The 23,857-nt window shown below is 61.1% G+C and carries 23 protein-coding genes, 1 other RNA gene and 2 pseudogenes; 6 read left to right on the forward strand and 20 right to left on the reverse strand.

Translation table 11 applies throughout. The features are described 5' to 3' along the window. Positions 1 to 18 precede the first annotated feature (18 nt). Positions 19 to 348, forward strand: a complete 330-nt coding sequence (locus tag OOZ53_RS14060) for a DMT family transporter (protein WP_271090243.1) — start codon at positions 19 to 21, stop codon at positions 346 to 348. A 5-nt stretch (positions 349 to 353) separates the two neighbouring features. On the opposite strand, the gene murB is transcribed toward OOZ53_RS14060, so the two are convergent. From murB to rnpB, 12 genes are all read right to left on the reverse strand, one after another. Beyond that, positions 354 to 1,325 (reverse strand): UDP-N-acetylmuramate dehydrogenase, encoded by a 972-nt coding sequence (gene murB, locus OOZ53_RS14065; RefSeq protein ID WP_271090244.1) that lies wholly within the window; start codon positions 1,323 to 1,325, stop codon positions 354 to 356. Further along, positions 1,322 to 2,737, reverse strand: a complete 1,416-nt coding sequence (murC, locus tag OOZ53_RS14070) for a UDP-N-acetylmuramate--L-alanine ligase (RefSeq protein ID WP_271090245.1) — start codon at positions 2,735 to 2,737, stop codon at positions 1,322 to 1,324. Before murC ends, murB begins: the two co-directional genes overlap by 4 nt. Next, entirely contained in the window at positions 2,734 to 3,855 is a 1,122-nt protein-coding gene (gene murG / locus OOZ53_RS14075) for an undecaprenyldiphospho-muramoylpentapeptide beta-N-acetylglucosaminyltransferase (protein ID WP_271090247.1), read from the reverse strand. Before murG ends, murC begins: the two co-directional genes overlap by 4 nt. A 3-nt stretch (positions 3,856 to 3,858) precedes the next feature. After that, positions 3,859 to 5,019, reverse strand: coding sequence for a putative lipid II flippase FtsW (gene ftsW, locus OOZ53_RS14080; RefSeq protein WP_271090248.1), 1,161 nt, complete (start codon positions 5,017 to 5,019; stop codon positions 3,859 to 3,861). 2 nt (positions 5,020 to 5,021) lie between these two features. Beyond that, positions 5,022 to 6,428, reverse strand: coding sequence for a UDP-N-acetylmuramoyl-L-alanine--D-glutamate ligase (gene murD / locus OOZ53_RS14085; protein ID WP_271090249.1), 1,407 nt, complete (start codon positions 6,426 to 6,428; stop codon positions 5,022 to 5,024). Between the two features lie 4 nt (positions 6,429 to 6,432). Next, entirely contained in the window at positions 6,433 to 7,536 is a 1,104-nt protein-coding gene (mraY, locus tag OOZ53_RS14090) for a phospho-N-acetylmuramoyl-pentapeptide-transferase (protein WP_271090250.1), read from the reverse strand. After that, positions 7,536 to 10,445, reverse strand: coding sequence for a UDP-N-acetylmuramoyl-L-alanyl-D-glutamate--2,6-diaminopimelate ligase (locus OOZ53_RS14095; RefSeq protein WP_271090251.1), 2,910 nt, complete (start codon positions 10,443 to 10,445; stop codon positions 7,536 to 7,538). Before OOZ53_RS14095 ends, mraY begins: the two co-directional genes overlap by 1 nt. An 81-nt stretch (positions 10,446 to 10,526) precedes the next feature. Then, the gene (locus OOZ53_RS14100) at positions 10,527 to 12,266 is read right to left on the reverse strand and encodes a peptidoglycan D,D-transpeptidase FtsI family protein (protein WP_271090252.1); all 1,740 of its coding nucleotides are present in this window, start codon (positions 12,264 to 12,266) and stop codon (positions 10,527 to 10,529) included. Beyond that, complete coding sequence (gene ftsL / locus OOZ53_RS14105) at positions 12,263 to 12,628, reverse strand: cell division protein FtsL (protein ID WP_271090253.1); 366 nt, start codon at positions 12,626 to 12,628, stop codon at positions 12,263 to 12,265. The genes OOZ53_RS14100 and ftsL overlap by 4 nt, the downstream gene beginning before the upstream one ends. Positions 12,629 to 12,633: 5 nt before the next feature. Beyond that, complete coding sequence (rsmH, locus tag OOZ53_RS14110) at positions 12,634 to 13,662, reverse strand: 16S rRNA (cytosine(1402)-N(4))-methyltransferase RsmH (RefSeq protein ID WP_271090254.1); 1,029 nt, start codon at positions 13,660 to 13,662, stop codon at positions 12,634 to 12,636. Continuing rightward, on the reverse strand, positions 13,659 to 14,117 hold the full coding sequence (mraZ, locus tag OOZ53_RS14115) for a division/cell wall cluster transcriptional repressor MraZ (protein ID WP_271090255.1): 459 nt from the start codon (positions 14,115 to 14,117) through the stop codon (positions 13,659 to 13,661). The genes rsmH and mraZ overlap by 4 nt, the downstream gene beginning before the upstream one ends. Before the next feature lie 336 nt (positions 14,118 to 14,453). Next, an RNA gene (gene rnpB / locus OOZ53_RS14120) (RNase P RNA component class A) lies at positions 14,454 to 14,875 on the reverse strand. Between the two features lie 237 nt (positions 14,876 to 15,112). Between rnpB and OOZ53_RS26550 the strand changes: the two are divergent. Both OOZ53_RS26550 and OOZ53_RS26555 read left to right on the forward strand, forming a co-directional pair. Then, positions 15,113 to 15,298, forward strand: a pseudogene (locus OOZ53_RS26550) (YegP family protein); the annotation flags it as partial. A 9-nt stretch (positions 15,299 to 15,307) separates the two neighbouring features. Then, positions 15,308 to 15,445, forward strand: a pseudogene (locus OOZ53_RS26555) (YegP family protein); the annotation flags it as partial. A gap of 176 nt (positions 15,446 to 15,621) precedes the next feature. Here OOZ53_RS26555 and OOZ53_RS14135 read toward each other — a convergent pair. The 5 genes from OOZ53_RS14135 to OOZ53_RS14155 form a co-directional block, all read right to left on the reverse strand. Continuing rightward, entirely contained in the window at positions 15,622 to 16,107 is a 486-nt protein-coding gene (locus OOZ53_RS14135; protein WP_271090256.1) for a hypothetical protein, read from the reverse strand. A gap of 244 nt (positions 16,108 to 16,351) precedes the next feature. After that, the gene (locus tag OOZ53_RS14140; protein WP_271090257.1) at positions 16,352 to 16,495 is read right to left on the reverse strand and encodes a hypothetical protein; all 144 of its coding nucleotides are present in this window, start codon (positions 16,493 to 16,495) and stop codon (positions 16,352 to 16,354) included. A 207-nt stretch (positions 16,496 to 16,702) separates the two neighbouring features. Continuing rightward, positions 16,703 to 17,233 (reverse strand): lytic transglycosylase domain-containing protein, encoded by a 531-nt coding sequence (locus OOZ53_RS14145; RefSeq protein ID WP_271090258.1) that lies wholly within the window; start codon positions 17,231 to 17,233, stop codon positions 16,703 to 16,705. 183 nt (positions 17,234 to 17,416) lie between these two features. Then, positions 17,417 to 18,178, reverse strand: coding sequence for an N-acetylmuramoyl-L-alanine amidase (locus tag OOZ53_RS14150; RefSeq protein WP_271090259.1), 762 nt, complete (start codon positions 18,176 to 18,178; stop codon positions 17,417 to 17,419). Next, positions 18,175 to 18,885, reverse strand: a complete 711-nt coding sequence (locus OOZ53_RS14155; protein WP_271090260.1) for a J domain-containing protein — start codon at positions 18,883 to 18,885, stop codon at positions 18,175 to 18,177. Before OOZ53_RS14155 ends, OOZ53_RS14150 begins: the two co-directional genes overlap by 4 nt. A 141-nt stretch (positions 18,886 to 19,026) precedes the next feature. Here OOZ53_RS14155 and OOZ53_RS14160 point away from each other — a divergent pair, with 141 nt between their 5' ends. Then, positions 19,027 to 19,311 (forward strand): hypothetical protein, encoded by a 285-nt coding sequence (locus OOZ53_RS14160; protein WP_271090261.1) that lies wholly within the window; start codon positions 19,027 to 19,029, stop codon positions 19,309 to 19,311. Between the two features lie 57 nt (positions 19,312 to 19,368). Then, on the forward strand, positions 19,369 to 19,845 hold the full coding sequence (locus tag OOZ53_RS14165) for a VOC family protein (RefSeq protein ID WP_271090262.1): 477 nt from the start codon (positions 19,369 to 19,371) through the stop codon (positions 19,843 to 19,845). Here OOZ53_RS14165 and OOZ53_RS14170 read toward each other — a convergent pair. Then, positions 19,840 to 20,526 (reverse strand): cyclic nucleotide-binding domain-containing protein, encoded by a 687-nt coding sequence (locus OOZ53_RS14170; RefSeq protein WP_271090263.1) that lies wholly within the window; start codon positions 20,524 to 20,526, stop codon positions 19,840 to 19,842. The two genes, OOZ53_RS14165 and OOZ53_RS14170, sit on opposite strands and share 6 nt — an antisense overlap. Positions 20,527 to 20,796: 270 nt before the next feature. Here OOZ53_RS14170 and OOZ53_RS14175 point away from each other — a divergent pair, with 270 nt between their 5' ends. Beyond that, the gene (locus tag OOZ53_RS14175; protein WP_271090264.1) at positions 20,797 to 21,615 is read left to right on the forward strand and encodes a DUF2189 domain-containing protein; all 819 of its coding nucleotides are present in this window, start codon (positions 20,797 to 20,799) and stop codon (positions 21,613 to 21,615) included. Here the strand turns inward: OOZ53_RS14175 and OOZ53_RS14180 are convergent. Together OOZ53_RS14180 and OOZ53_RS14185 are read right to left on the reverse strand one after the other, a co-directional pair. Beyond that, positions 21,612 to 22,952, reverse strand: coding sequence for an MFS transporter (locus OOZ53_RS14180; RefSeq protein ID WP_271090265.1), 1,341 nt, complete (start codon positions 22,950 to 22,952; stop codon positions 21,612 to 21,614). The genes OOZ53_RS14175 and OOZ53_RS14180 overlap by 4 nt on opposite strands. A 45-nt stretch (positions 22,953 to 22,997) precedes the next feature. Beyond that, positions 22,998 to 23,768 carry a hypothetical protein gene (locus OOZ53_RS14185; protein ID WP_271090266.1) on the reverse strand — a complete coding sequence of 257 codons (771 nt, stop codon included), beginning with the start codon at positions 23,766 to 23,768 and terminating at the stop codon, positions 22,998 to 23,000. Positions 23,769 to 23,857: the final 89 nt, after the last annotated feature.

Below are 23,857 nucleotides of genomic sequence, written 5' to 3' on the forward strand. Positions count from 1 at the left end.
GACAGCGGAGAAGCGCGCGTGAACTGGCTGTTTCTGTTTATCGCCATCACCGGCGAAGTCATCGGCACATCGGCCCTCAAGGCGTCGGAAGGCTTCACCCGCCTCGGGCCTTCGACCATCACGGTCATCGGCTTCGCGATTGCCTTCTATTTCCTGGCCCTTGCGCTCAGGACAATTCCGATGGGCATTGCCTATGCCGTCTGGTCGGGCGCCGGGATCGTCGCCATATCCATCCTCGGATACGTCCTTTACCGCCAATCGCTCGATTGGCCGGCGCTCGTCGGGATCGGCCTGATCCTCGCCGGCGTGCTGGTGATCAACACGCTCTCGAACGCAACGGTTCACTGATCGGTTTAAAGCAGCCGACCGAGGAATTCCTGGACCATCTGGCCCTCGCGAAAATTCCCGAGGCGCTTGATTTCCCATTCCAGCCGGATGCCGGAATGTTCAAGTACGCGGGCACGCACCGTCTCGCCAAGCGATTCCAGATCGTAGGCCGTCGCGTTGCCCGTATTGATCATGAAGTTGCAGTGCATGGGCGACATTTGCGCGGCGCCGATCATCAGGCCCCGGCAGCCGGCTTCGTCGATCTGCTTCCAGGCCGATGTGCCGGGCGGGTTCTTGAAGGTCGAACCGCCAGTTTTCTCGCGGATCGGCTGAACCGTTTCGCGATGCTGCTGGACCGCGTCCATCTCCTTGCGGATCGTTTCGCCATCCTCCCGGTACCCCTCAAAGACGGCATGGGTGAATATCAAGTCCTGCGGCGCGGCGCTGTGACGGTAGTCGTAGCCCATGTCGGCGTTCGAAAGCACATGCTTCCTGCCCCTGCGGTCGAGCGCATGGACCTCGACGACGCGCTCGCGGGTCTCCGTGCCGTTGGCGCCCGCATTCATGCGCAGCGCGCCGCCAACACCGCCCGGTATGCCATGGTAGAAATGAAAGCCGCCAAGGCCGGCTTGGTGCGCCGCCGCGGAGAGCCGCTTGTCGAGACAGGCGGCACCGGCCTCGATGCGCGTGTCCGAGACCTGTTTCACCTCGCCGAAGCCCTTCGCTGAAAGGCGAACGACCACGCCGGGTATTCCGCCGTCCCTGATCAGTAGGTTCGACCCGACGCCCACGACAAGCAGTGGCACGTCTTCAGGCAGCTTCCTCAGAAATGCCGCAAGGTCGTCACGGTCGGCGGGTTGAAACATGATTTCGGCGGGTCCGCCGACCCGGAACCACGTCACATTCGCCATTGGCGCGTTCGGCGTCACCTTGCCCCGCAGCCCGTCGAAAACGTTCGGCATGGTGTCCAGCAAAGTTCCGGCCGAATTGTCGCTCATGGATCCGTCCCGTCCGTCGCTTCCAGCTCGCTCTGCAATGCGGCCGCCCAGCTGGTGATGCTGCCTGCTCCGAGACACACGACAAAATCGTCCTTTTCGGCAAGCGCCGCGATCATCGGCGCCAGATGGTCCTGTCCCTCGAAGGTCCGGGCATCGCGGTGTCCGCCGGCCCGGATCCGTTGCACCAGCTCATGCGACGACACACCGTCTATCGGCTCCTCGCCAGCAGCGAAGACCGGCGCTATGGCAACCGAGTCGGCCTCGTTGAAACAGGCGGCGAAATCATCGTACAGGCTTTCAAGCCGCGTATAGCGATGCGGCTGCGCCACGGCGATGACGCGCCCGGAGCATGCCTGCCGGGCGGCCGACAGAACCGCCCTGATCTCAACCGGATGGTGCGCATAGTCGTCGAAAATATCGACGCCGCGCCAGTGCCCCACATGGGTAAACCGACGCTTGACGCCGCCAAAAGCGGCAAGACCGCGCGCAATCGCCGCCTCGTCGAGCCCGAGTTCATGGGCGACCGCGATCGCGGCTGTGGCGTTCGACACATTGTACTGGCCCGGCATCGGCAGCGTAAGGTCCCTGATTTCCTTGATCTCGCCGCTCTTGCGGTTCCTGATCGAGACGTCGAAGACCGAGCTCGGCCCTTTCATGCGCAGATTGGAGTAGCGCACATCCGCCTGCGGGTTTTCGCCATAGGTCACAACCCTGCGGTCATCGATCCGTCCGACAAGCGCCTGCACTTCCGGGTGGTCCACGCACATCACGCCGAAGCCGTAGAAAGGCACGTTTTCGACAAACTGGGCGAAAGCCTCCCGCACATTGTCGAAACTGCCATAATGGTCGAGATGTTCGGGATCGATATTTGTCACGACGGCAACGTCAGCGGGCAGCTTCAGGAAGGTGCCATCCGATTCATCGGCTTCCACCACCATCCATTCGCCGCCACCCATATGGGCGTTGGTGCCGTAGGCATTGATGATGCCGCCATTGATCACCGTCGGATCGAGACCGCCGGCATCGAGCAATGTCGCCACCATCGAGGTGGTGGTGGTTTTGCCGTGCGTTCCCCCGATGGCAACCGCGTTGCGGAAACGCATCAGCTCGGCCAGCATTTCGGCACGCCGCACGATCGGAATGCCCCGTTCGCGTGCCGCGGCAAGTTCGGGATTGTCCCTGCGGATGGCGGTCGAGACGACAAGCACCTCCGCGTCGCCAAGGTTCTCGCCGCTGTGCCCGATGGCAACCGGAATGCCCTTGTCACGCAGCCGTTGAACATTGGCATTGTCGGAGATGTCCGATCCCTGAACGCTGTGGCCGAGATTGCTGAGCATCTCCGCAATACCGCTCATGCCGATGCCGCCGATGCCCACAAAATGCACCAGGCCGATGTTCTGCGGCATTTTCATTCGTCTGCACCCCGCTCCTCGGATGGCTTTTTTCCTACCGCCATAAAGGCAACAAGATCGCCAAGCAAGCGCGCGGCCGCCGGTTGGCCTGCGGCTTTTGCCTTGCCCGCCATATCCGAGAGCCTGTCGGGATGCTCCATCATGGACACGAGCAGGGAGGACAGCGTATCCGCGTCGAGTTCCGATTGCCGGATGACCTGCGCGCCGCCCTTTTCCTGCAGCGCCTTTGCGTTGGCCGCCTGGTCGTGATCCAGCGCATGGGGAAACGGCACCAGGATGGCCGGGCGGCCGATCACCGACAGTTCCGACACCGTCGATGCGCCCGACCGGCTTATCACTAGCTGCGCACGGGCGATCCGCTCGGCCATGTCATCGAAGAACGGGGAAATATCCGCATTGATGAGGTTATCCCGGTAGAAGGCCTCCACCGGTTCCCGGTCTTCCGGCCGGACCTGCTGGGTGATGCGCATCCTGTTGCGCAGGGCCTCCGGAACCGCGACGAGCGCCTCGGGCATGATTTCAGAGAAGAACCGGGCACCCTGACTGCCGCCGAACACGAGCAGGTGAAACGGCTCCTCCCCGGTAGATGGAAGGTAAGGTGTTTCCGCCGCGCTCAAAACGTCAGGCCGCACCGGATTGCCGGTCTCGACGACCTTGTCGCCGAACGGCCCCTCACCCGCCGGCAGAAAGCCGCCGGCGATGGCCCGCACTCGCGGCGCCAGGAAGCGGTTCGCGCGACCCATGACGGCATTCTGCTCATGGATGAGTGTCGGCATGCCGGCCCGGCTCGCTGCCATGAGCGGCGGCAAGGTCGGATAACCGCCGAAGCCGACGACGGCTGACGGTCTCAGCCGCGCCATCAGCCGGCCGGATTCGCGCAGTCCCTGGAATAGCGCCCAGCCGGTGCGCGCAAGGGCGATGGGATTTTTCGACGTGATCGTCGCGGACCGGACGACATGGATTTCATCGGCGGGAAAAGATCCGGAAAACCGCTCCGCGCGCTTGTCGGTCACCAGATGGACGGCAAAGTCGCGCCTGCGCAATTCATGCGCCAGCGCCTCGGCCGGAAACAGGTGACCGCCGGTGCCGCCGGCGCACAGAAGAACAAGTGGGGCCATAAACTATACCTGCCCGGGACTGAGCGTCGGATCGTGATAGGCGTCCTGCCGTCCGGTCGCCCGCTTCTCCGGATTGTGCCGCGTCAGCGCAAGCAGGAAACCGGCCGTTATCGATATCGCCAGCATGGATGAGCCGCCATAGGAAATCAGCGGCAGGGTCATGCCCTTTGCCGGAAGCAGCTCCAGATTGACGCCGATATGGATCATCGACTGCAGACCGATCAGCAGCGTGAGCCCGGCGATGGCGAGGCGGGTGAACTCATCGCTCTCACGGCTCGCATGGCTGAGCCCGCGCAACACGATGAAGGCAAAGACCAGCACAAGCATCAGGCAGAAAATGATTCCGAATTCCTCCGCCGCGACCGAGAAGATGAAATCGGTATGGCTGTCCGGCAGGATACGCTTGATCGTTCCTTCGCCCGGCCCCTGCCCGAACCAGTCACCGCGCACGATCGCCTCGCGTGCCGTGTCGACCTGGTGCGTGTCGCCCTCGCCGGTCAGGAACCGGTCGATGCGCCCCGCAACGTGCGGGAAAACGAAATAAGCCGAAACGAAAAGCCCGACCGCCGCGCCGGCCAGCAGGATGATCCAGAACCAGGGCATGCCGGCCATGAAGAAAAGCGTGCCCCAGGCAATCGCCACAAGGATGGTCTGGCCGAGATCGGGCTGCGCCACAAGCAGCGCTACGACGATGCCGAACAGGATGATGGCAAAGAGGTTGCCTGGAATGTCGGGCTGGCGCGAATGCTCCGAAAACAGCCAGGCGCAAATGACGATGAAGGCCGGCTTGAGGAATTCGGACGGCTGCACCGAGAAACCGGCAATGGAGAACCAGCGGCGCGATCCCTTGGCCTCGAAGCCGTAGAACTGGGTAAACACCATCATGGCGATGGACAGCGCCAGCAACAGCAGCGCGCCGCGCCTGACCTGCCTCGGCGACAAGAAGGACAGGCCGATCATCACCGCCAGGGCCGGAAAGATGAACAGCGCGTGCCGCTTGATGAAGTGCAGATTGTCGATGTCCAGACGCTCGGCGACACCGGGGCTGGCGGCAAATGACAGCATGAAACCGGTGCCGATCAGGATGACGAATATCGCCAGCAGATACCGGTCGATTGTCCAGAACCAGTCCGATATCGGTCCCCGTTCAGCGCGGCTTACCATCTTCAGGCCTCCTTCGGGTCCACGAGCATGGTGACATCCGGCAGTTGCGCGACGCTGTCGACAAAGGCGTTACCGCGGATTTCGAAATTCTTGTACTGATCGAAGCTGGCGCAGGCCGGCGACAGCAGCACGACGGGTTCCTCGTCGCTGTCCTCCGCGGCATCGGCCGCCGCCCGGGCGACGGCGCGGTCCAGCGTCTCTGTAATCTCATAGGCGACATCGTCGCCCAGTGTGGCAGCGAATTGTGGCGCCGCCTCGCCGATCAGATAGGCTTTCGCGATGTGCGAATACCAGCTCGAAAGCGAGCGGATACCGCCATCCTTGGGCAGCCCCCCGGCAATCCAGTAGATGCGCTTGAAGCTCGACAGGGCCGGTGCTGCTGCGTCGGCGTTCGTCGCCTTGGAATCATTGACGAACAGCACCCGGCCATGGCGCGCGACCGGCTGCATCCGGTGCGCAAGGCCGGCAAAACTCGCCAGCCCGGACAGGATTTCCTCTTCCGACAGGCCGACGGCAATGCAGGCAGCGATCGCGGCCGCCGCGTTCTGCGCATTGTGCGCGCCGCGCAGCGTTGCGATCCCGGCCAGATCGGCAACGATGTGCGCGGTCCCGCCGGATGCGCGCATGATCTTCGATCCTTCGGCATAATAGCCGTCAGCCAGCACGTTTCGCTTGGAAATGCGGATCACACGGGTGGACGCCCGCTCCAGGCGGTCCGCAATCAGGGTACACCACTGATCGTCGGTTCCGACAATCGCCACGTCACTTCCGGCGACCAGACGCTCCTTGACCTCGGCATAGTGCTGCATCGTTCCGTGCCGGTCGAGATGATCCGGCGAAAGATTCAGGAGCAAGCCGGCCGACGGATTGATCGAAGGCGAAAGATCGACCTGATAGGACGAGCATTCGACAACGAAGAACCGGCCCGCCCTTGGCGGCTCCAGAGTCATGATCGCGGTGCCGATATTGCCGCCCATCTGCGTGTCGCGGCCGGCTTCCTCCAATATGTGGGCGACCAGCGCCGTCGTGGTCGACTTGCCGTTGGTGCCGGTGATGGCGATGAACGGGCAATCCGGTGCCTGCTTGCGCCGCTCGCGGACAAACAGCTCGATATCGCCGATGATCTCCACGCCGGCGCCGCGCGCCAGATCGACGCTCCAATGCGGCTTCGGATGCGTCAGCGGAACGCCGGGCGCCAGCACCAGTGCCGCCTTGCCGGACCAGTCGATGGTCCGCAGGTCGCCGACGGGAATCCCGGCTTCTGACGCTTCGGCGACACGGTCGGGATTGTCGTCCCAGGCAATGACGGAGCATTCACCGGCGATGAGGGCCAGCGCCGTGGCGATGCCGGACCCGCCCAGCCCGAAGAGGGCGACGTCTTTCCCCGCAAAAGCTGTCGCCGCGATCATTGCTTCACCGCAGTTTGAGTGTCGCGAGACCGAGCATCGCGAGACCGACGGCGATGATCCAGAACCGGATCACCACCTGGCTTTCGGTCCAGCCCAGCCGCTCGAAATGGTGGTGGATCGGTGCCATGAGGAAAACCCGCTTGCCGGTGAGCTTGAACGACGCCACCTGGATGATGACCGACAATGCTTCGGCGACGAACAGGCCGCCGATAATGATCATGACAAGCTCATGCTTGGTGGCGACGGCGACAGTGCCGACGAGCCCGCCTAGCGCCAGCGATCCGGTGTCGCCCATGAAGATGGCGGCCGGCGGCGCGTTGAACCAGAGGAAACCGAGCCCGGCACCGATCACCGCGCCCAGAACGACGGAGAGCTCTCCGGTGCCCGGCACGAAATTGATCTGCAGATAGTTTGCGAACAGCGCGTTGCCGGCCAGATAGGCAATGACGCCGAAGGAGGCTGCCGCGATCATGATCGGCACGATGGCAAGACCGTCGAGACCGTCCGTCAGGTTGACCGCATTGCCCGCGCCAACGACGACGAAGGCACCGAAGACGATATAGAACCAGCCGAGATCGACGACGAAATCCTTGAAGAAGGGGAAGGCAAGCGACGAGCCGAAACTCGCGCCATTGCCGCCGGCGGCAGCCATGGAGGCGATCATGATGGCGTAGACCGCCAGCCCGGCAATGATGAACTCCACCAGAAGGCGCATCTTGCCTGACATGCCGCGATGCGATTGCTGGGTGACTTTCAGATAGTCGTCATAGAAGCCGATCGCGCCGAAACCCAGCGCGACGAGCAGGGTCGTGACAATATAGATATTGGACAAATCCGCCCAAAGGACAGAACTGACGATGATGCCCGTCAGGATCATCAATCCGCCCATGGTGGGCGTGCCGGCCTTCTTGAAGTGGGTCTGCGGTCCGTCGGCCCGAATCGGTTGTCCGCGCCCCTGGCGGACGGAAAGCGAGGCGATGATTCGCGGTCCGAAAAGAAAGACGATGAAAGCGGAGGTCAGTGTGGCGGCGCCCGTTCGAAACGTTATGTATCTGAAAAGATTGAAGATCTGAAATTGATCGGATAGTTCGACGAGCCAGATGAGCATTAGGCGGTTACCCCCTCACGCGATTTTTGTCCCGCTCCGCTGTCGGATACCGCCGGAAACTTGTCAACCAAGGCCGAAACGAGCCTGGAAAATCCGATTCCGTTGGATGATTTGATCAGCACAACGTCCCCGGACCTGACCGTTTCCAGCAGAGCCGGCTCCAGCGCCTCGACGGTTTCATAGTGCCGGCAGGCAATGGCGTCGCCGACGGTATCGGCAAGGGCCTTCATCTCCGGACCTCCGAGCAGCAGCAGATCGATGCCTGCTTCCACGATCGGTGTGCGCAATTCCGCATGCAGCTTCTTGGAGGAATTTCCAAGTTCCAGCATATCGCCGAGCACCGCAATGCGCCGCCCGCCTTCTGCCAACGGGGTGTCGCGCAGCAAGGCTATGCCCGCGCGCATGGACGCGGGATTGGCGTTGTAGCTGTCGTCGATCACGGTGAGCGTTCCACGGCCGGCATCGAGCACATGGCGCGCACCGCGCCCCTTGGCCGGCGACAGATCGGCAAAGGATTTGACCACTGTCCGAAGGTCCGCGCCCGCGAGCTTTGCGGCGCCGGCTACCGCCAGCGCGTTTTGCACGACGTGATGGCCGGGCACACCGACGGAAACCGCCACGGTCTCGCCCAATATCTTGAACTCGGCCGACGACCCGTTCTCCAGCGGCTCCCAGCTAACGAGTTTGATATCGGTCTGCCGGTGCGCGCCGAATGCGTGGACATTGGCAATGTCGCAGGCAGCGGCGGCCTTTTTGAGTTGCGCGAACTTTTCGCTGTCGCGATTGATCAGCGCATGACCGCCCAGTTCGACCCCTTCGAATATCTCCGCCTTGGCGGCGGCGATTTCCGAAATGTTCTTGAAATTCCCGAGATGAGCCGCGGCGATCGCGGTGACGATAGCGATGTGCGGGCGCACCATCTTGACCAGCGGGCGGATTTCGCCCGCATGGTTCATGCCGATCTCGAACACGCCGAACGCCGTGTCCTTCGGCATGCGCGCCAGTGTCAGCGGCACACCCCAGTGATTGTTGAACGAGGCGACAGACGCATGCACCGACCCCTGCGCCGAAAGCACGTGCCTCAGCATTTCCTTGGTCGTCGTTTTGCCAACGGATCCGGTCACGGCGATGATGCGCGCCTTTGTCCTGGCGCGCGCCGCGACACCGAGTCGTGCCATGGCTTCCAGCACATCATCCACCACGATCATCGGAGCCCGGACGCGGCCAAGCGCCGGCAGCCTGGATTCAGCGACAACCAGCAGCGCCGCGCCGCTGGCCACCGCCGAACTGGCGAAATCATGACCGTCGAACCGGTCGCCCTTGATGGCGAAAAAGGCCTCTCCCGGCCCGATCGAACGGCTGTCGATGGAAATCCCGTCGATCCCCTCCGGCAGATCGCCGACGGGACGCCCCTTCATCGCATCGACCATGTCCGCGGTCGTCCACAGCCATTCCCGCGGCGCCTGTCTGGCAATCGCCTTGCGGATTTCATCGTGATCGGAAAACGGCAGCACGGTGTCGCCAACCGTCTGGCCTTCCTCGTGCCCCTTGCCGGCAACCACCAGCGTGTCGCCCTCGGCAACCATCGCCACGGCATCGGATATGGCCTGCGCGCGGTCGCCGATCTCCAGCGCGCCGGGTGCTTCGGCGAGGATTTCGGCGCGGATGGCGGCCGGGTCCTCGCTGCGCGGATTGTCATCCGTCACGACAACCAAATCCGCAAGCCGTGTCGCGATCTCGCCCATGATCGGCCGCTTGCCACGGTCGCGGTCGCCGCCGCAGCCGAACACCACGACCACCCGTCCGGTGGTGAATGGCCGAACCGACTGCAACACCTGCTCCAGCGCCTCGGGCTTGTGCGCATAATCCACATAGGCCGGCACGCCCTTTTGCGTGGTGCCGACAAGTTCCAGCCGTCCGGACGCGCCGTGCAGATGTTCGAGCGCCTCGATGGCCGTGCCCGCCGGCACGCCCGTGGCAATGGCCAAACCGGCGGCCACCAGCGCATTGGAAAGCTGGAAGTCACCGGCCAGCGGCAGGGTCACCTGATAGATGGCGCCGCCATGATGGATTTCGGCGATCTGCTGGCTGCGCTGGTGTTCAACGCGTTTGAGCGCCAGGAAGTCACCCTTGCGCCCGACCGTCAGGATCTCGAGCCCGCGCGCGCCGGCGCGTTCGATTACCCGCGCGGACCATGTGTCGTCCGCGAAGATGATGGCCGGAGCCCCCGGCCGCAGCAGCGCCTCGAACAGCCGCATCTTGGCTGCGAAATATTCCTCCATGCTCGCATGGTAGTCGAGATGGTCGCGCCCCAGATTGGTAAACGCCCCGGCGCTGAGGCGCACGCCATCGAGCCGATGCTGGTCGAGGCCGTGGCTGGACGCCTCCATGGAACAATGGGCGATGCCTTCATCGGCGAGTTCCGACAGGATCCGATGCAGGACCATCGGATCGGGCGTCGTCAACTGGCCGTATTGCTTGCGTGTCGGCGTCTCAACGCCGGTCGTTCCGATCATCGCGGCCTGAAGGCCCGCGCGCTCCCAGATTTGCCGGGTGAAGGATGCGACCGACGTCTTGCCCGCCGTACCGGTCACGGCAACCATGGTCTCGGGCTGCGCGCCATAGAACCGCGCCGCGGCCTTGGCAAGAAACAGCCGTGGGTCCGCCACCCGGATGACCGGCACGCCCGGACTGCCGAACTCGGCCTGCGCCGCTGCGACCGCCGCCACGGCACCGCGCTGAACCGCATCGGCAAGGAACTGTGCGCCGTCCTGTTTCTGGCCGGCGATGGCAACGAAGACATGGCCCGGTTGAACATTCCGGCTGTCGGCCGACAGGCCGGTAATCTCAAGTTCAGCCAGGTCTGCCGGGATTGTGGCGAGGTCTGCCGCCAGTTCATTCAGCTTCATCGTTCGGTGCCAACGTTCCCTTGACTTGCGGTGCTTCAGAACACTTCGAAGCCCGTAGAATTAAACGTGCTTATGTCAGACTCAATATGACACAAGCAAGGCGGCATCGCCTTCACCGAAAGACGGACGCACGCCGAGCAGCGCGGCACAGCGCCGGATGATCGCCTTGACCGTCGGCGCAGCGTTGAGGCCCGCCGTCGCCGATTTCTGACCTTCCGCCGGTTTCGGCTCGTCTATGATGACCAGAACCACGAATTGCGGGTCCTCGATCGGAAAGGCCGAGAGAAAAGCGTTGAAGCGCACGTCCGAGGAATAGCGTCCGTTGACCACCTTCTCGGCCGTGCCGGTCTTGCCGCCGACCCGGAAGCCGGGAACCTCCGCGCGCCTGCCCGAGCCTTTCTCCACGTTCAACCGCATCAGATAGCGCATCGCGGCGCTCGTTTCCGGCCTGATCACCTGGCGCGCCACCCCCTTTGCCTCCGCTTCACTGCGCGGCAGGAAGGTCGGCGGGATCAAGAGCCCGCCATTGAGCATGGCGGCGGCCGCCACCGCCGTCTGCAGTGGCGTGGTCGCGACGCCGTGGCCGAAAGAGATCGTGATCGAATTGATTTTCTTCCAGACTTTCGGCTGGCTGGGCTTGGTTACTTCCGGAAGCTCGGTCTGCATGCGGGTCAGGAGGCCGATACGGGTCAGGAAGTCCCGCTGACGCTCGATGCCGACCGCATCGGCCATTTTGGCCGTTCCGATATTCGACGAATAGATAAAGATTTCGGGGACGGTAAGCACCCGGTGCTTGCCGTGGAAATCGCTGATCGTGTGGCCGGCGATGCGGATGGGTCGTCGCGCATCGAAACTGTCCTCCATGGAGACCAGCCCCGAATCCAGCGCCATCGCCGTCGTGAAGGCCTTGAATGTCGAGCCCATTTCGTAGGTTCCGGCGGACATGCGGTTCAGCCTGTCCTTCTCAAGCGCCTGGGCCGGAAGGTTCGGGTCGTAGTCCGGCAGGGACGACATGGCCAGGACCTCGCCGGTCTTGGCATTGAGGACCACCGCGCCGGCGGCGATCGCCTGGTAGCGCTGCATGGCGGCGGCCAGCTCGTCGCGAACGATGTGCTGCACCCGCAGATCGACCGACAGCCGCACCGGCTCCAGTTGCTGCTCGATGGTCAGGCCGGCGGCGGCAAGATCGGCAAGGCCCTGCCCGTCGACATATTTCTCCATCCCGGCGATGCCCTTGTTGTCGATATTGACGTGACCGACAATGTGGGAAGCGGTGGGGCCACCGGGATAAAACCGTCTTTTTTCTGGCCGGAACCCGACGCCCGGAATGCCCAACGCCAGAATGTCGCTCTGCTGCTTGGGCGTCAGTTGCCTGCGCAGCCACTGGAACTGTGATTGCGATTTGAGCTTGCGGTACACCGTGCGGGCATCGATTTCGGGCAGGACGGTCGCCAGACGTTCGATCACCTCGTCGGGATCGGTGATCTTGTGCGGCTGCGCATAAAGCGAGACCGTGCGGATATCCGTCGCCAGCACCTTGCCGTTGCGGTCCAGCAGATCCGGCCGCGAGGCCAGCAGCTCGTTGCCGCGCGCGATACTGGCCACCGTGGCGAGATCGCGAATGCCGTATTGGACCAGCCGCCCGGCGATGACCGCATAGACCAGGCAAACGCCGATCATGACCAGAATAATGCGGTTACGTGTCTGGTGACCGGACGATTTTCGGGCGCCGTCGACGACAATCGCGGCGCCCGATGCGGTCTTCTGGCCCGCCTTCGGCCGTCGCAATCGCTGCTTTGTGCGTGCAAGGAAACGGGTCATTGCGCCACCGAACCGGTCACGGTTTCGGGATCGGGCATATCGGCGATCATGTCGCGCACCGGATCGGGCAGGTCCTGAACACGCGCCGGCAGTTCTTCCGGAAGCACCATCTGGTGCGGTTCGGTAATCTCCAGACCGAGCTCTTCGCGATGCGCGTCCACCAGTTCCTGGAGGCGTCCCGGTTGGACAAGCAGGCTCCAGTCGGCCCGCAGCAGGTCGATCGTGTCTTCCTCCAGACGAATTTCGGCCTCGAGGCGCTTGATCTCGGCAAGCTGCTCTTCCGCGCGGTATTTGACGTGAAAGGTCAGCACGGCCGCTGCCGCCATGACTCCGATGATGATGAAATCGATGGTACGCAGCAAAGCGGTCAGCCTCCTGTGGACGAAACGGCCGGAAGGTCCGGCAGTCCGAATAGCGAATGGTCGGGATCGCGTGCGGCCGCCTGCGTGCGCCGCCCCGCCCGCAATTTTGCCGAACGCGAACGCGGATTTCTCGCTGCCTCTTCCTCGCTCGCCGCGATAACGAGCTTGCCGACAGGCTCGAATGTTGCCGGCACCACGGCCGCTTCCGGCAGATGCCTTGACGCGCCGCCGCCCCTGCCGAAACGGTCCTGGAAGAAGCGCTTGACGATCCGGTCTTCCAGCGAATGAAAAGTCACCACCACCAGGCGCCCGCCGGGTTTCAGCACCCGCTCGGCGGAAAACAGCGCATTGGCAAGCTCCACGAGTTCTTCATTGACGAAAATCCTGAGCGCCTGGAACACCCGGGTCGCCGGATGGATCTTGTCGCGCGCCCGCCGCGGCTTGACCGTTTCGATCAGCGCCGCGAGGTCGCGGGTCGAGGAGAAACGTTCACTCTTGCGCCGCGCTTCGATGGCGCGGGCAATCCTGCCGGCCTGCTTTTCTTCGCCCAGCAGTCCGAAGACGCGCGTCAGGTCGGAGACTTTCAGCGTATTGACGACATCGGCTGCGCTGGGCCCGCTCTGCGACATCCGCATGTCGAGCGGGCCGTCCTTCTGGAAGGAAAATCCCCGCTCGGCCTCGTCGACCTGCATGGATGAAACGCCGATATCGAGCACAACCGCATCGAGACCGCCATCGGGCGCATGATCGGCAAGCCGGCTGAAACGTGCTTCCACAAGGTCCAACTGACCGGGAAAAGCGGTCGCCAGGTCCTTGCCGCCGGCGATCGCATTCGGATCGCGGTCCAGCGCAATGACCCGTGCTCCTGTTTCCAGAATGGCGCGGCTGTAGCCGCCGGCGCCGAATGTTCCGTCGAGGACGACCTGTCCGCGCCCCGGCTGCAGCGCGGACAGGACCTCGTTAAGGAGAACCGGAATGTGGCGCACAGGTCCGCCACCGGCGTCATGATTCATGCCGCCAGAGTGCGCAGTCATCCCGCCTCTCCTTGACCGGCGCGAGGCCGTGCCCCCGCCATGCGCCGGCTCAGGGCTTCCTGTCGTTTTTCCTCGTATCGAACAGGATCCCATAGCTGAAAATGGTCCGACCGGCCGACAAAGGTCACCTGGTCGGTTATGCCCGTGTAATCGCGGATGAAGTCGCTCACCATCAGACGGCCCTCGCCGTCGAGCTTCAGAAACACACCGCCCCCATGAATGAGCAGCGACATGTCGTTGGCATCCTCCGAGAACGGGTCGCCCTCGTCGATCTGCCGCTCGTAGCGGTCGAGCAGATCCGGTCCGCCGACCGTCACCGCTGGATAGACAAAGTCCTGGATGGCGTACAGCTCCTGTATGTCGAGGCGCGTCAGAACGTTGCGAAACTGGGCCGGTACGGACACCCGACCCTTCGCATCGATCTTGTTCGTCGCATTCGACAGGAACCGGTTCATTACGCAAAACCGCCGTTTCCAGGCCTGAAGACCATAACATGCCGCCTCCGGAGATCACTGACCGCAAGCTGCGCGGGCTGACCGGTGCCTCTTTGCTGCACCTGGACCGAACCCGCCGTCGGGCTACGCCTGAACACCCCTCTCTCAGTTCGTTTGGGATATCATGGGATAATTTGGGCGTCAATGGGACAAGCCTGTTCAAACGTGGTTTCACAGACCCCACAAAACCGCCCTTATGGTTAATGAATCGCTAACGCGCCGGGGAATCCGATTTGCTTCGCCGGATTCCGTTAGCCGGCAATTCGAAGTGATTCGCTGTCCATGCGACGGGATGGAAGCGCCAGCCGGCCTGTAAGCCGGGTTCTGTACCGCACGCCGGAGCGGCGGCGACAGCCATTCCTCTGGGACAGGACTTGCACCCTGCCTCTAGCAACCTACCCGGATGACATGCCCGGAAACGGGGTGAGGCCGAAGCCCCGCGTCATCCCTATTCGGTCTTGCTCCCGGTGGGGTTTACCGTGCCGTTCCTGTCGCCAGGAACGCGGTGGGCTCTTACCCCACCCTTTCACCCTTACCCCGCCGGCATTCAGGTCCGGCGACAATGGACCGGAATACAGGCGGGGCGGTCTGCTTTCTGTGGCACTTTCCCTGGGGTCACCCCCGCCGGACGTTATCCGGCACCGTGTTTCCGTGGAGCCCGGACTTTCCTCACCCCGCGCCTTTCGGCTGTTGCGGAGCGCGGCTGTCCGGCCGGCTGGCAGCCTCTGATAGCGAAGATGGGAACGAATGGCCAGAAATACCAGCGATTTGGGTGAACGCCGATTCGGCGCAAATGGGACGGTATGACAGCAAAACCGGCATAACCGACATCCGGCACAGCACATTTGCTGGCGATATTCGTTATTCGCGGTAAATAGAAGCAGTTTGTATTTGCGAACGCTATGGTGCTTGGCTAGGTTTCGACACACGCGAAGTAAAAAGGGAGAAATAGTTTCATGGCCGGTAAATTTGAGCTTTACAAGGACAAGGCTGGCGAGTTCCGTTTCCGCCTCAAGGCCGGAAATGGTCAGATCATTCTGGCGAGTGAAGGCTACAAGCAGCGCGCGAGCGCCGAGAACGGCATCGAATCGGTCCGCAAGAATTCGGCCGACGATGCGCGTTTTGACCGGACTGAAACGAAGGGCGGCAAACACCGGTTCAATCTCAAGGCGACCAACGGCCAGGTCATCGGCACCAGCGAATCCTACGAGAGCGCATCCTCACGCGAGAACGGCATCGCATCGGTCAAGAAGAACGCGCCTGATGCAAAGGTCGAGGATCTGACCTGAAGCTTCCCGCACCGAAGCTACTGAGTTGATTCTGCCTTCCCGATCAGCAAACCGGCGCCTGCGCAATTCGCATCACCGCCGGATTGCTGGTCTTTATGTGTATGCAAAGCCGTCGCACCGATCCATTCGAATACGATATCTGACGGGAACGAACCTCCAGGTCTGAGCACTTATTCTCAGATGTCGCTTTGCACCTTGGTCAACAAGTTCACGCAGGATTGCAGCACAAAGCGCCTTATGCGCTCGGACTCGACATCAAGAGACCGGTCCCGTGGGTTCGGTTTACCCCGTGTCTTTATCAGTTCACGTATGCTCAGGTTCATGCGGATCCATTGTTTCCAGCTGGGCCTGTAACGAACCGTGTGGGCGCATATCGTTTTGTCCGCTGCCGCCTCATAGACACGGGCCGTCATGATGATCTCCGGCCTCCAGACCAGCGGAACCACGTAGTGACTGGCGCCGACATATGTGAAGCTGCCGAGCTCATAGTCTGAAACCGTCAGGTCGATTGCCAGGCCGTCACCATCGTCCGGATCCCGTTGCGACAAGGAAGGCAACGCCAGGATTTCCAGCAGGGACTGCTGAATCAACTCCTTCACATAATTGTCGTCGGGTGTCCAAAAATAAGAGCCCCCCTTCTTCAGGCTTGGACTGGAAGCCACCGTTACATTTCCCAGGAAGAGCTTTCGCCCGGTATCTTTCTTTCGCTTCCAGAACATTCCGCTGAACATCGTGGCGTCGTTGCCGTTATCCGTTCATATAATATGCGGCTCGGCGAATTGAACGAATTGCACACCAAAAAGTTTACCGCACACTCATGAGGTTCGTTCAGAGCACATGCCTCATGCCACTGCTGTCGGCGGCCATCGCTTTAAGCGCGACACGATCGACCTTGCCTGCATTGCCCTAGGAGCCGGCCGGCAGATATTCCATGAAGAAATCGATCTGGTTCTGGCCCATAACTTTGCGGATGGTTTCTTCATCCATTCCGAGATCAAGCAGCGCATCGGTGATCAGCGCCATCTGCGACGCGTCGATCTTCGTTGTCACCGCGCCGCCTTCAACCAAATTCTGCCCGTTCTCGGCGAAGGGCGCACGATGAAATGCAATGCCGCGCCGCCAGCCGCGACAAGCACCAGCGGAACGATCCAGAACAGATGGCGCCTTCTCAAGACAATCCCTCCCCTTCAGGTTGCCATTGTGCAGCAACGCACGGGGCTCCTTCCAAGGACTGTCTTGAGACGCCGTCGGGATGAATCAGCCCAGGATATTGCGCACTTTCTTGCAGTAGCGCGAGGACACTGGATTCATCCGCTTGGCACCGTGGCCGGCATTGTAGCGAAGGATCGTGCCGCAGGTATCGCCGCCGCTCAGCTGGTGCGCCTTGCCCAGATACTTCATGCCGTATTTGATATTGGTTTCAGGATCGTACAGCCCCTTCGTGGAACCGCGATAGCCCATCAGCCGCGCCGTCGCCGGCTTGATCTGCATCAGGCCGACTTCACCGGCCCTGCCGCGCGCCTTCGGATTGAAGTTGCTTTCGACCTCGACGACCGCATGCGCCAGCGAGGACGGCACGCCGTGCTTGCGCGCATAGCTGTTGATCAGCCGGGAAAACTTCGGATGTTTCTGAACGGCCGGCTCGGCCGATTTGAAGATGGATGATGTGATGGCACTGAAATCGACCTTGATCTTGGCCCGTTCTTCTTCTTCCGCAATTGCCGCAGTCGAGAGGGAAACCAGACCGGCGCAGACAAACGCGCGGACAAAGGCTCCTGTTCTTGTCATTCTTTTTCACTCCAAACGAAAGTTTCTTTGATCCAAACGAAAAGGCCGCCTACGCATTACCCAGGGCGGCCCGGTCAAATCCGGTGGAGAGTTCTAGTGATCAATTTTGGTGAATGGTGGCATGGCCGTAACGTTCCGTTACAGCCTGTAAGAATTGCGATTGCTGCGCTGCACTATTCGGCGTCAGGATGCCGTTTCCGGCAAGGCGGAAAGCAGTTTGTGAAGCGTCTCAATGGTGGAAGTATCGGCAACGCCGTCAACTCTGGCGGGTCGGAAATGACGCTGGAATGCACGGATGGCTGCCTCCAGGCAATCGTCATATAATCCTGTAATATCAATGCCATAACCATACATTGTCAGCATCGCCTGAAGCGCTTCGACCGGTTGGCCCTGATCGCCCCGTTGCAGGAACCTGCCGCCGGTTGCGCGCGACGGCTCGACCCAGTGACCGATGCCCGCATCAAAAAGTGATTGCCAGGGAAACTTTTCCCCCGGATCCTCTTTGCGCTGCGGTGCAATATCGCTGTGGGCCAGCACTCTTTGCGGCACGATTGCCCACCTGTCGACACAGTTTCGACACAATTCGATGACTGCCGCGATCTGCTCCGGCGGGAAATCCGGGTAAGTTCCCTGATGGCCGGGATTGGCGATTTCGATCCCGATCGAGCGCGAATTGAGGTCGCGCTCGCCCTTCCAGAAACTGTCGCCCGCGTGCCATGCGCGCTTTTCTTCCGGCACCATCTGGACGATGCGCCCGTCCTCGAAAACGAAGTAGTGCGCCGAGACCTGAGAGCGTTCCGAACACAGCCAGTCGAGCGCCTGGTCGGCGTCATCCATGCCGGTATAGTGGAGCACCAGCATGTCGGCGGGTCCGCCGGCGCGTTCGCCGTAGTTCGGAGACGGACGAATCGCTGCCCCGGCAAATTCCGGCCGTAGAAGCGTCATGCCACCCGCTTTTCTCTTTCGATTTCGGCGAAGGCGGTGTTCAGCGCCGCCATGCGGCTGTTGGCTATGGCAAGAAACTCTTCCGGAACGCCGCGCGCCACCAGCCGGTCCGGGTGCGCCTCGGAGACAAGCCGCCGATAATGCCGCTTGATCTCTTCGAACGGTGTGTCGCGCGAAAGGCCGAGCACGGCGTAGGGATCATGTGTCGTTTCATAGGTGTGGCGGGCGATGATCTGCTCGAAACTTGTTTCCCCGATATGGAAGATTTCGGCAATGCGCACCAGAAAACTGCGTTCCTTTTCGTGCAGCACGCCGTCTGCCTTGGCGATATGGAACAGCCCGTCCAAAATATCTTCCAGAAACAGCCCGTTATTGCCGCTGGAATTGCACAGGTCCGCCATCTTGGTGGCATAGGATTCGAATCCGGCGACATCCTGCTTGGCAAGATTGTAGAGCCGGGCGACATTGTGGGCCTCCTTGTCGGGGATCTCGAAAATCTCCTGGAAGGCAACCACCTCGTCAGGCGTGACGATGCCGTCGGCCTTGGCCATCTTGGCCGAAAGCGCGATCATCGCGACGGAGAACGCCACCCGCCGGCGTGTTTCCGGATCGCCTTCGAAGACCGTGCGAACGGCTTCGATAACCCCCGATATGGCACCGGTGGTGGCAATGCTGACGAACTGGCCAAGTCTGGCGAATACGGACATGATGTGTCTTTATGCGATTTGCCTGCTTATAGCGGGAATGGGCCGACAACGTCAAAACGTTCGCCCACATGCATTATTTGGCATCAGGACGCCGCGTAAACTGTAATAATAACCACACATATACCGACGGCAATTTGTCCATTGGACCGGCAGGACCAAGCGATAGCAAAGGCACGCGTAAAAAATGGCATTTTGAACATGAAATTTAAGGAACGCCAAATAGACATCTGGAAGGAAATCAGGACCCTGTTTGTCTTCGCAGCCATTGTGTTCATCGTCCTGTTGTCGATCGTGCAAATTGCACAAATTGCGACAAAGACTATTTTTTGCCCCGAAATGAAAATCTCCAATCCCGATGCATGGCAACGCAATTGCCAATGGCAAAATTACATATTGATTGTCGATATCGCTCGGGGCAATTACTGATAATTCCCTGAATTTGTTTTGGATTTAGTAGGTTTCGGAATTTGAGGCACGGACACGATGGCCCTACTGCACATGTCGATCAACGCCCGCGACCCAGAGGGCGTCTCGGCCTTCCTGGCCTCGCTGCTTGGCGGAGAAGCCCTCCCTTTCCCGCCTTTCCCGGAAAGCTGGATCGCCTTTTCAGGCACCGATGACGGCACCGCCATTGAGGTCTATCCGCTGACGCACCGCCTGGTAGCGGGCGAAAGCCAAGTGGAATGCCGCACGCAAAAGGCGGCGGACGAGCCGACCTTTGCCCACATCGCACTGGCAACGGATCTCACGGCCGATGCCGTGCTTGCACTTGCCGGCGAACTGGACTGGCCGGCAAGACGATCCAATCGCGGCCCGTTTCACTGCATCGAGGTCTGGATCGAGGAACGGCTTCTCATCGAAGTGCTCGACCCGGAGATGCGCGCAGACTATCGCGCCGGCATGACCATGCAGAACTGGCGCGCCATGTTCGACATGGACCGCCCTGACCGCGAATCATAACCCTGCCAGCGTCCTTTCATTGGCCTTTGACAGCTTCAGGCGCAGATTGTTCTTGAAACCGGCCTGCAGCGCCAGCTTGATATCCGGCTTGCGGGCAAGGTGCTTGAGCAGCGTATCGCGATCGAACACCAGCGCGCGCAGGTCCGTTGTTGCGACCGTCGTGGCCGTTGCCGTGCTTCCGGAAAGGATACCGAGCTCGCCGATGAAATCTCCGTCACCGCAATTGGCCACCGGCTTGTTGTTGACGGAAACATCGACATGGCCCTCCGCGACATAGGTCAGACGCTCGACGGGTTCATCCTGTTGCGTCAGCACCGTGCCTGCCGGAATCTGTTTCCAGCTGCCCGTGTCGATGAACTGGCGCGCGAGCAGCGGCGGCACAAGCACCAGCGCATTCTGGCAGAAATGATATTCCTCGTCGGTGAACTTGACGGTGCGGCTGCGCCACAGCAGCAACAGCAGCTGCGACAGGTTGGCCAGGACAAACAGCCCCTCCCAGCCCGTCCCGATCGGATCGTGCAGCACGAAGCCGCTGTAGCTCATGCCGGCGACGCCCGAAACAAGGGCGATAATCCGAAGCCACATGATGGAATTCATCAGCATCGACAGCACCAGCAGCCCATAGGACAAATGGCCGGTGATCGCCTGCGGTGCGATTGCGGATTCAATAATGCTTTCCAAGGCTACCCCTCACAATTCGACTGCGGGTCCAATTGTTGTTTGTTTCGGAACACTTGGCACCTTGACCATGGCCTCTTTATGGCCCGGTTCCGGGCCGGAACCGCGCGGGCATGGTCGTGCCGCACAGGGCATAGCATCAAACCGCAGGGTTTCAAGGCCGCACGAAAGCGTATGAACGTGCAGCAGGGCGTCATGACCCGATCAAGGGTTGTGACCGGGTGCCAGAGACATATAGAATAACGTATGTTTGTCGTAACCGGGAGGACGACATTGGAAAACACGGAACAAACCGTCACCTATCAGCAACCGAAAATGCCGGAGATCAACGCCGTATCCTTCGCGACGCTCAGGGGCACGCTGAAAGCGGGAATTGATGATTTTCTGAAGGCGCCGCTTTTCGGCCTGTTCTTCGGCGGCATCTATGCGGTCGGCGGATGGATCATCATCGCCTCGCTGAACTATCTCGACATGCCGTGGATGATCATTCCCGTGGCGATCGGCTTTCCGCTCATCGGACCCTTCATCGCAGTCGGCCTCTATGAGGTCAGCCGTCGCATCGCGGCGGGCAAACCGCTTGTGTGGAGCGAAGTGCTCTTCGTCATGTTCCATCAGCGCGAGCGCCAGTTGAGCTGGATGGCCTTTGTCGTGCTGTTCGTGTTCTGGATGTGGATCTATCAGGTACGGCTGCTGCTGGCGCTGTTCCTCGGCTTCAAGAGCTTCTCGTCACTGCCGAAATTCGTCGAGGTCATTACCACGACCCAGGAGGGACTGCTGTTTCTGGGCGTCGGCACAATCTCCGGCGCGGTCCTGTCTTTTGTCCTGTTCTCGGCGACCGTCATTTCGATGCCGTTGTTGCTCGACCGGGAACTCGATTTCGTTTCGGCGATGATCTGCAGCTTCAAGGCGGTGTTCAAGAGCCCGGTGCCGATGCTGTCCTGGGGCGTCATGGTGGTCGTGCTGGCCTTTATCGGCATGGCGCCGGCCTTCTTCGGCCTCATCGTCGTTCTGCCGGTTCTGGGCCATGCGACGTGGCATCTCTACGAGGCGGTGATCGGGTCCGAAAACCCGGCGGGAACGGGAAAAGGCTAACCCTGCGTCGGCCAGACACGATGCTCGTCATCGATGACGAAGACGTGCCGGTGCCGGTGTGCGCCGGTGCGCCTGCCCTCTTCAAGCAGATGCGGATGATCCTCCGGCAGATCGTCGTGACTATGCTCGATGACGTCACGATCATCGCCCGGCCACAGGATCAATGCGGCTCCCGTCGCAATCGCGGCAAGAACGCCGAGCAGCACCATCGTCACCCCCATACCGGCGGCATTGAACAGAAAACCTGAAAGCGGATAAGTCACCAGCCAGCAGGCATGGGAGAGCGCAAACTGCGCCGCGAACAGGGCCGGCCGGTCCTCGGCATGGGCCGAGCGGCGCAGGAGCCGTCCGGACGGCGTCAGAATGGCCGAGTAGCACAGGCCAGCCAGAAGCCACACAGACAGCAGCATGGTCCAGGATAGTGCGGAACCGGCCACCAAAACCGTACCGCACAGAACGAAAACAACCGCGGCGGCCACGGCTCCTGAAAACATCACACGCCGGTCCGGCATGTCTGCCAGGAGCCTCGGCAGCGAAAGGGCCGCCACCATGGACCCGCAGCCGAAAGCCGCGAGCGCGACGGCGACATCGCTCTCCGATCCGGCATAGGCAAAGCGGACAATGACAACCGTGTTGACAATGACAAGGGCGCCGACGGACGCGGCGGCGAAGTTGAGAAAGAACAGACCGCGCAGCCGCGGCGTCGCGGCGAAGATACGGCTGCCGCGCGTCAGCCTGTCGATGAAGCCGCGCTGTTTCGCCGGTTCCGCCGCCGGTATTGTTGCCGCCAGGACCAGCAGAGCGGATCCGGCAAAGCCGACCGCCGTTCCGGCAAAAAGCCAGTTAAAACTCATGACCATGAGCAGCAGCCCGGCTGCAACGGGGCTTATGATATTCTCCAGATCGTAGGCCAGACGCGACAGCGACAGCGCCTTGGTGTAATCCTCTTCCTTCGGAAGAATGTCCGGTATCGCAGCCTGGAAGGCCGGCGTGAAGGTCGCGGAGGCCGCCTGCAGGACAAACACCAGCACATATATCTGCCAGACCGCATCGATGAACGGCAGAAGCAGCGCTGCCGCCGCGCGCACAAGATCGGCGCCGATCAGCACCCGTTTGCGGTCGAGCCGGCTGACCAGCGCGCTGGCGATTGGCGAAAGCCCGACATAGGCGATCATCTTGATTGTCAGGGCAACGCCCAGAACCACGCTCGCCTGCGCACCGGCGATCTCATAGGCGGCAAGTCCGAGCGCGACAGTCAGCAAACCTGTCCCGAGCAGCGCCACGAGCTGAGCCGAGAAAAGCCGCGCATAGGTGCGGTTGGAAAGAACATCGAGCATGACAGTATCTATGTCATGTCGATCGATTCCTCGGCAAGCCGGCACTCACTCGAATACAGTTACGAGGTTCGGCTCACCGACCGAGGAAAGATAAGTCCTCGAAAGCACCCATACCGCCATGATGACTGTGAATACGGTGATCGCATTGTACATTAGAAATAGCAGGCATACCGGTATATTCGGCCGCCCTTCCGCGGTAATGAATTCAATGCCGGTATCACTTGTCGGGAATTCGCCTGCGGACAAGGCCAGCGCCGAGAAGTACAGACCGAAACTGACAATACTGAGAAAGGCGGGGCCGGCAAGCATGAGCGGCGCAGTGCCCCAAAACGTCGCTTTGCCCCGCTTGAACGCCGCCGCAAGACCAAGTTGTCTCCGCGCCATGTAGGCGGGAAGGATGGTTCCGATCAAGGAATAACAGACAACATATGCAATCGCGGCCGCCACCGTGCCAACGAACACCGAAAGCATGTAAATTTCATCAATGTTCCCATACACCCCGGCAATGGCGAAAACGATGCTGACCGCAAGCACAAAAGGGACAAAGATGAGCACTCCAATGCCGAGATCTCTGACAGCAAATCCCACCACCCGTGAAAAGGCGATTGTTCTTTCCCGGCCGACCAGTTCCAGTGACTCGGTATAGGTGACATAGGCCATTAGGCTGAGAGACAAAAATGGCGCAATTGTCGTTGCTATGACCAGATAGCCGTCCAGACCCCGATCGGCAAAATACTCTGCGGCCATCTGGACACCCAAAGCAAATATGAAATAGCGCATCACATTTTTGCAGAGAACAAAGGATTCCCGATACACGTGCAAGCCCTCACCTTCGCGTTGCGGTAGCGTTTACCGAGAAAGCCGCAACCTGAACAGCGTAAATATCCATTACAAGCAACCAACAA

The organism is Allohoeflea poritis (genome assembly GCF_027889715.1).
Lineage (GTDB): Bacteria > Pseudomonadota > Alphaproteobacteria > Rhizobiales > Rhizobiaceae > Hoeflea_A > Hoeflea_A poritis.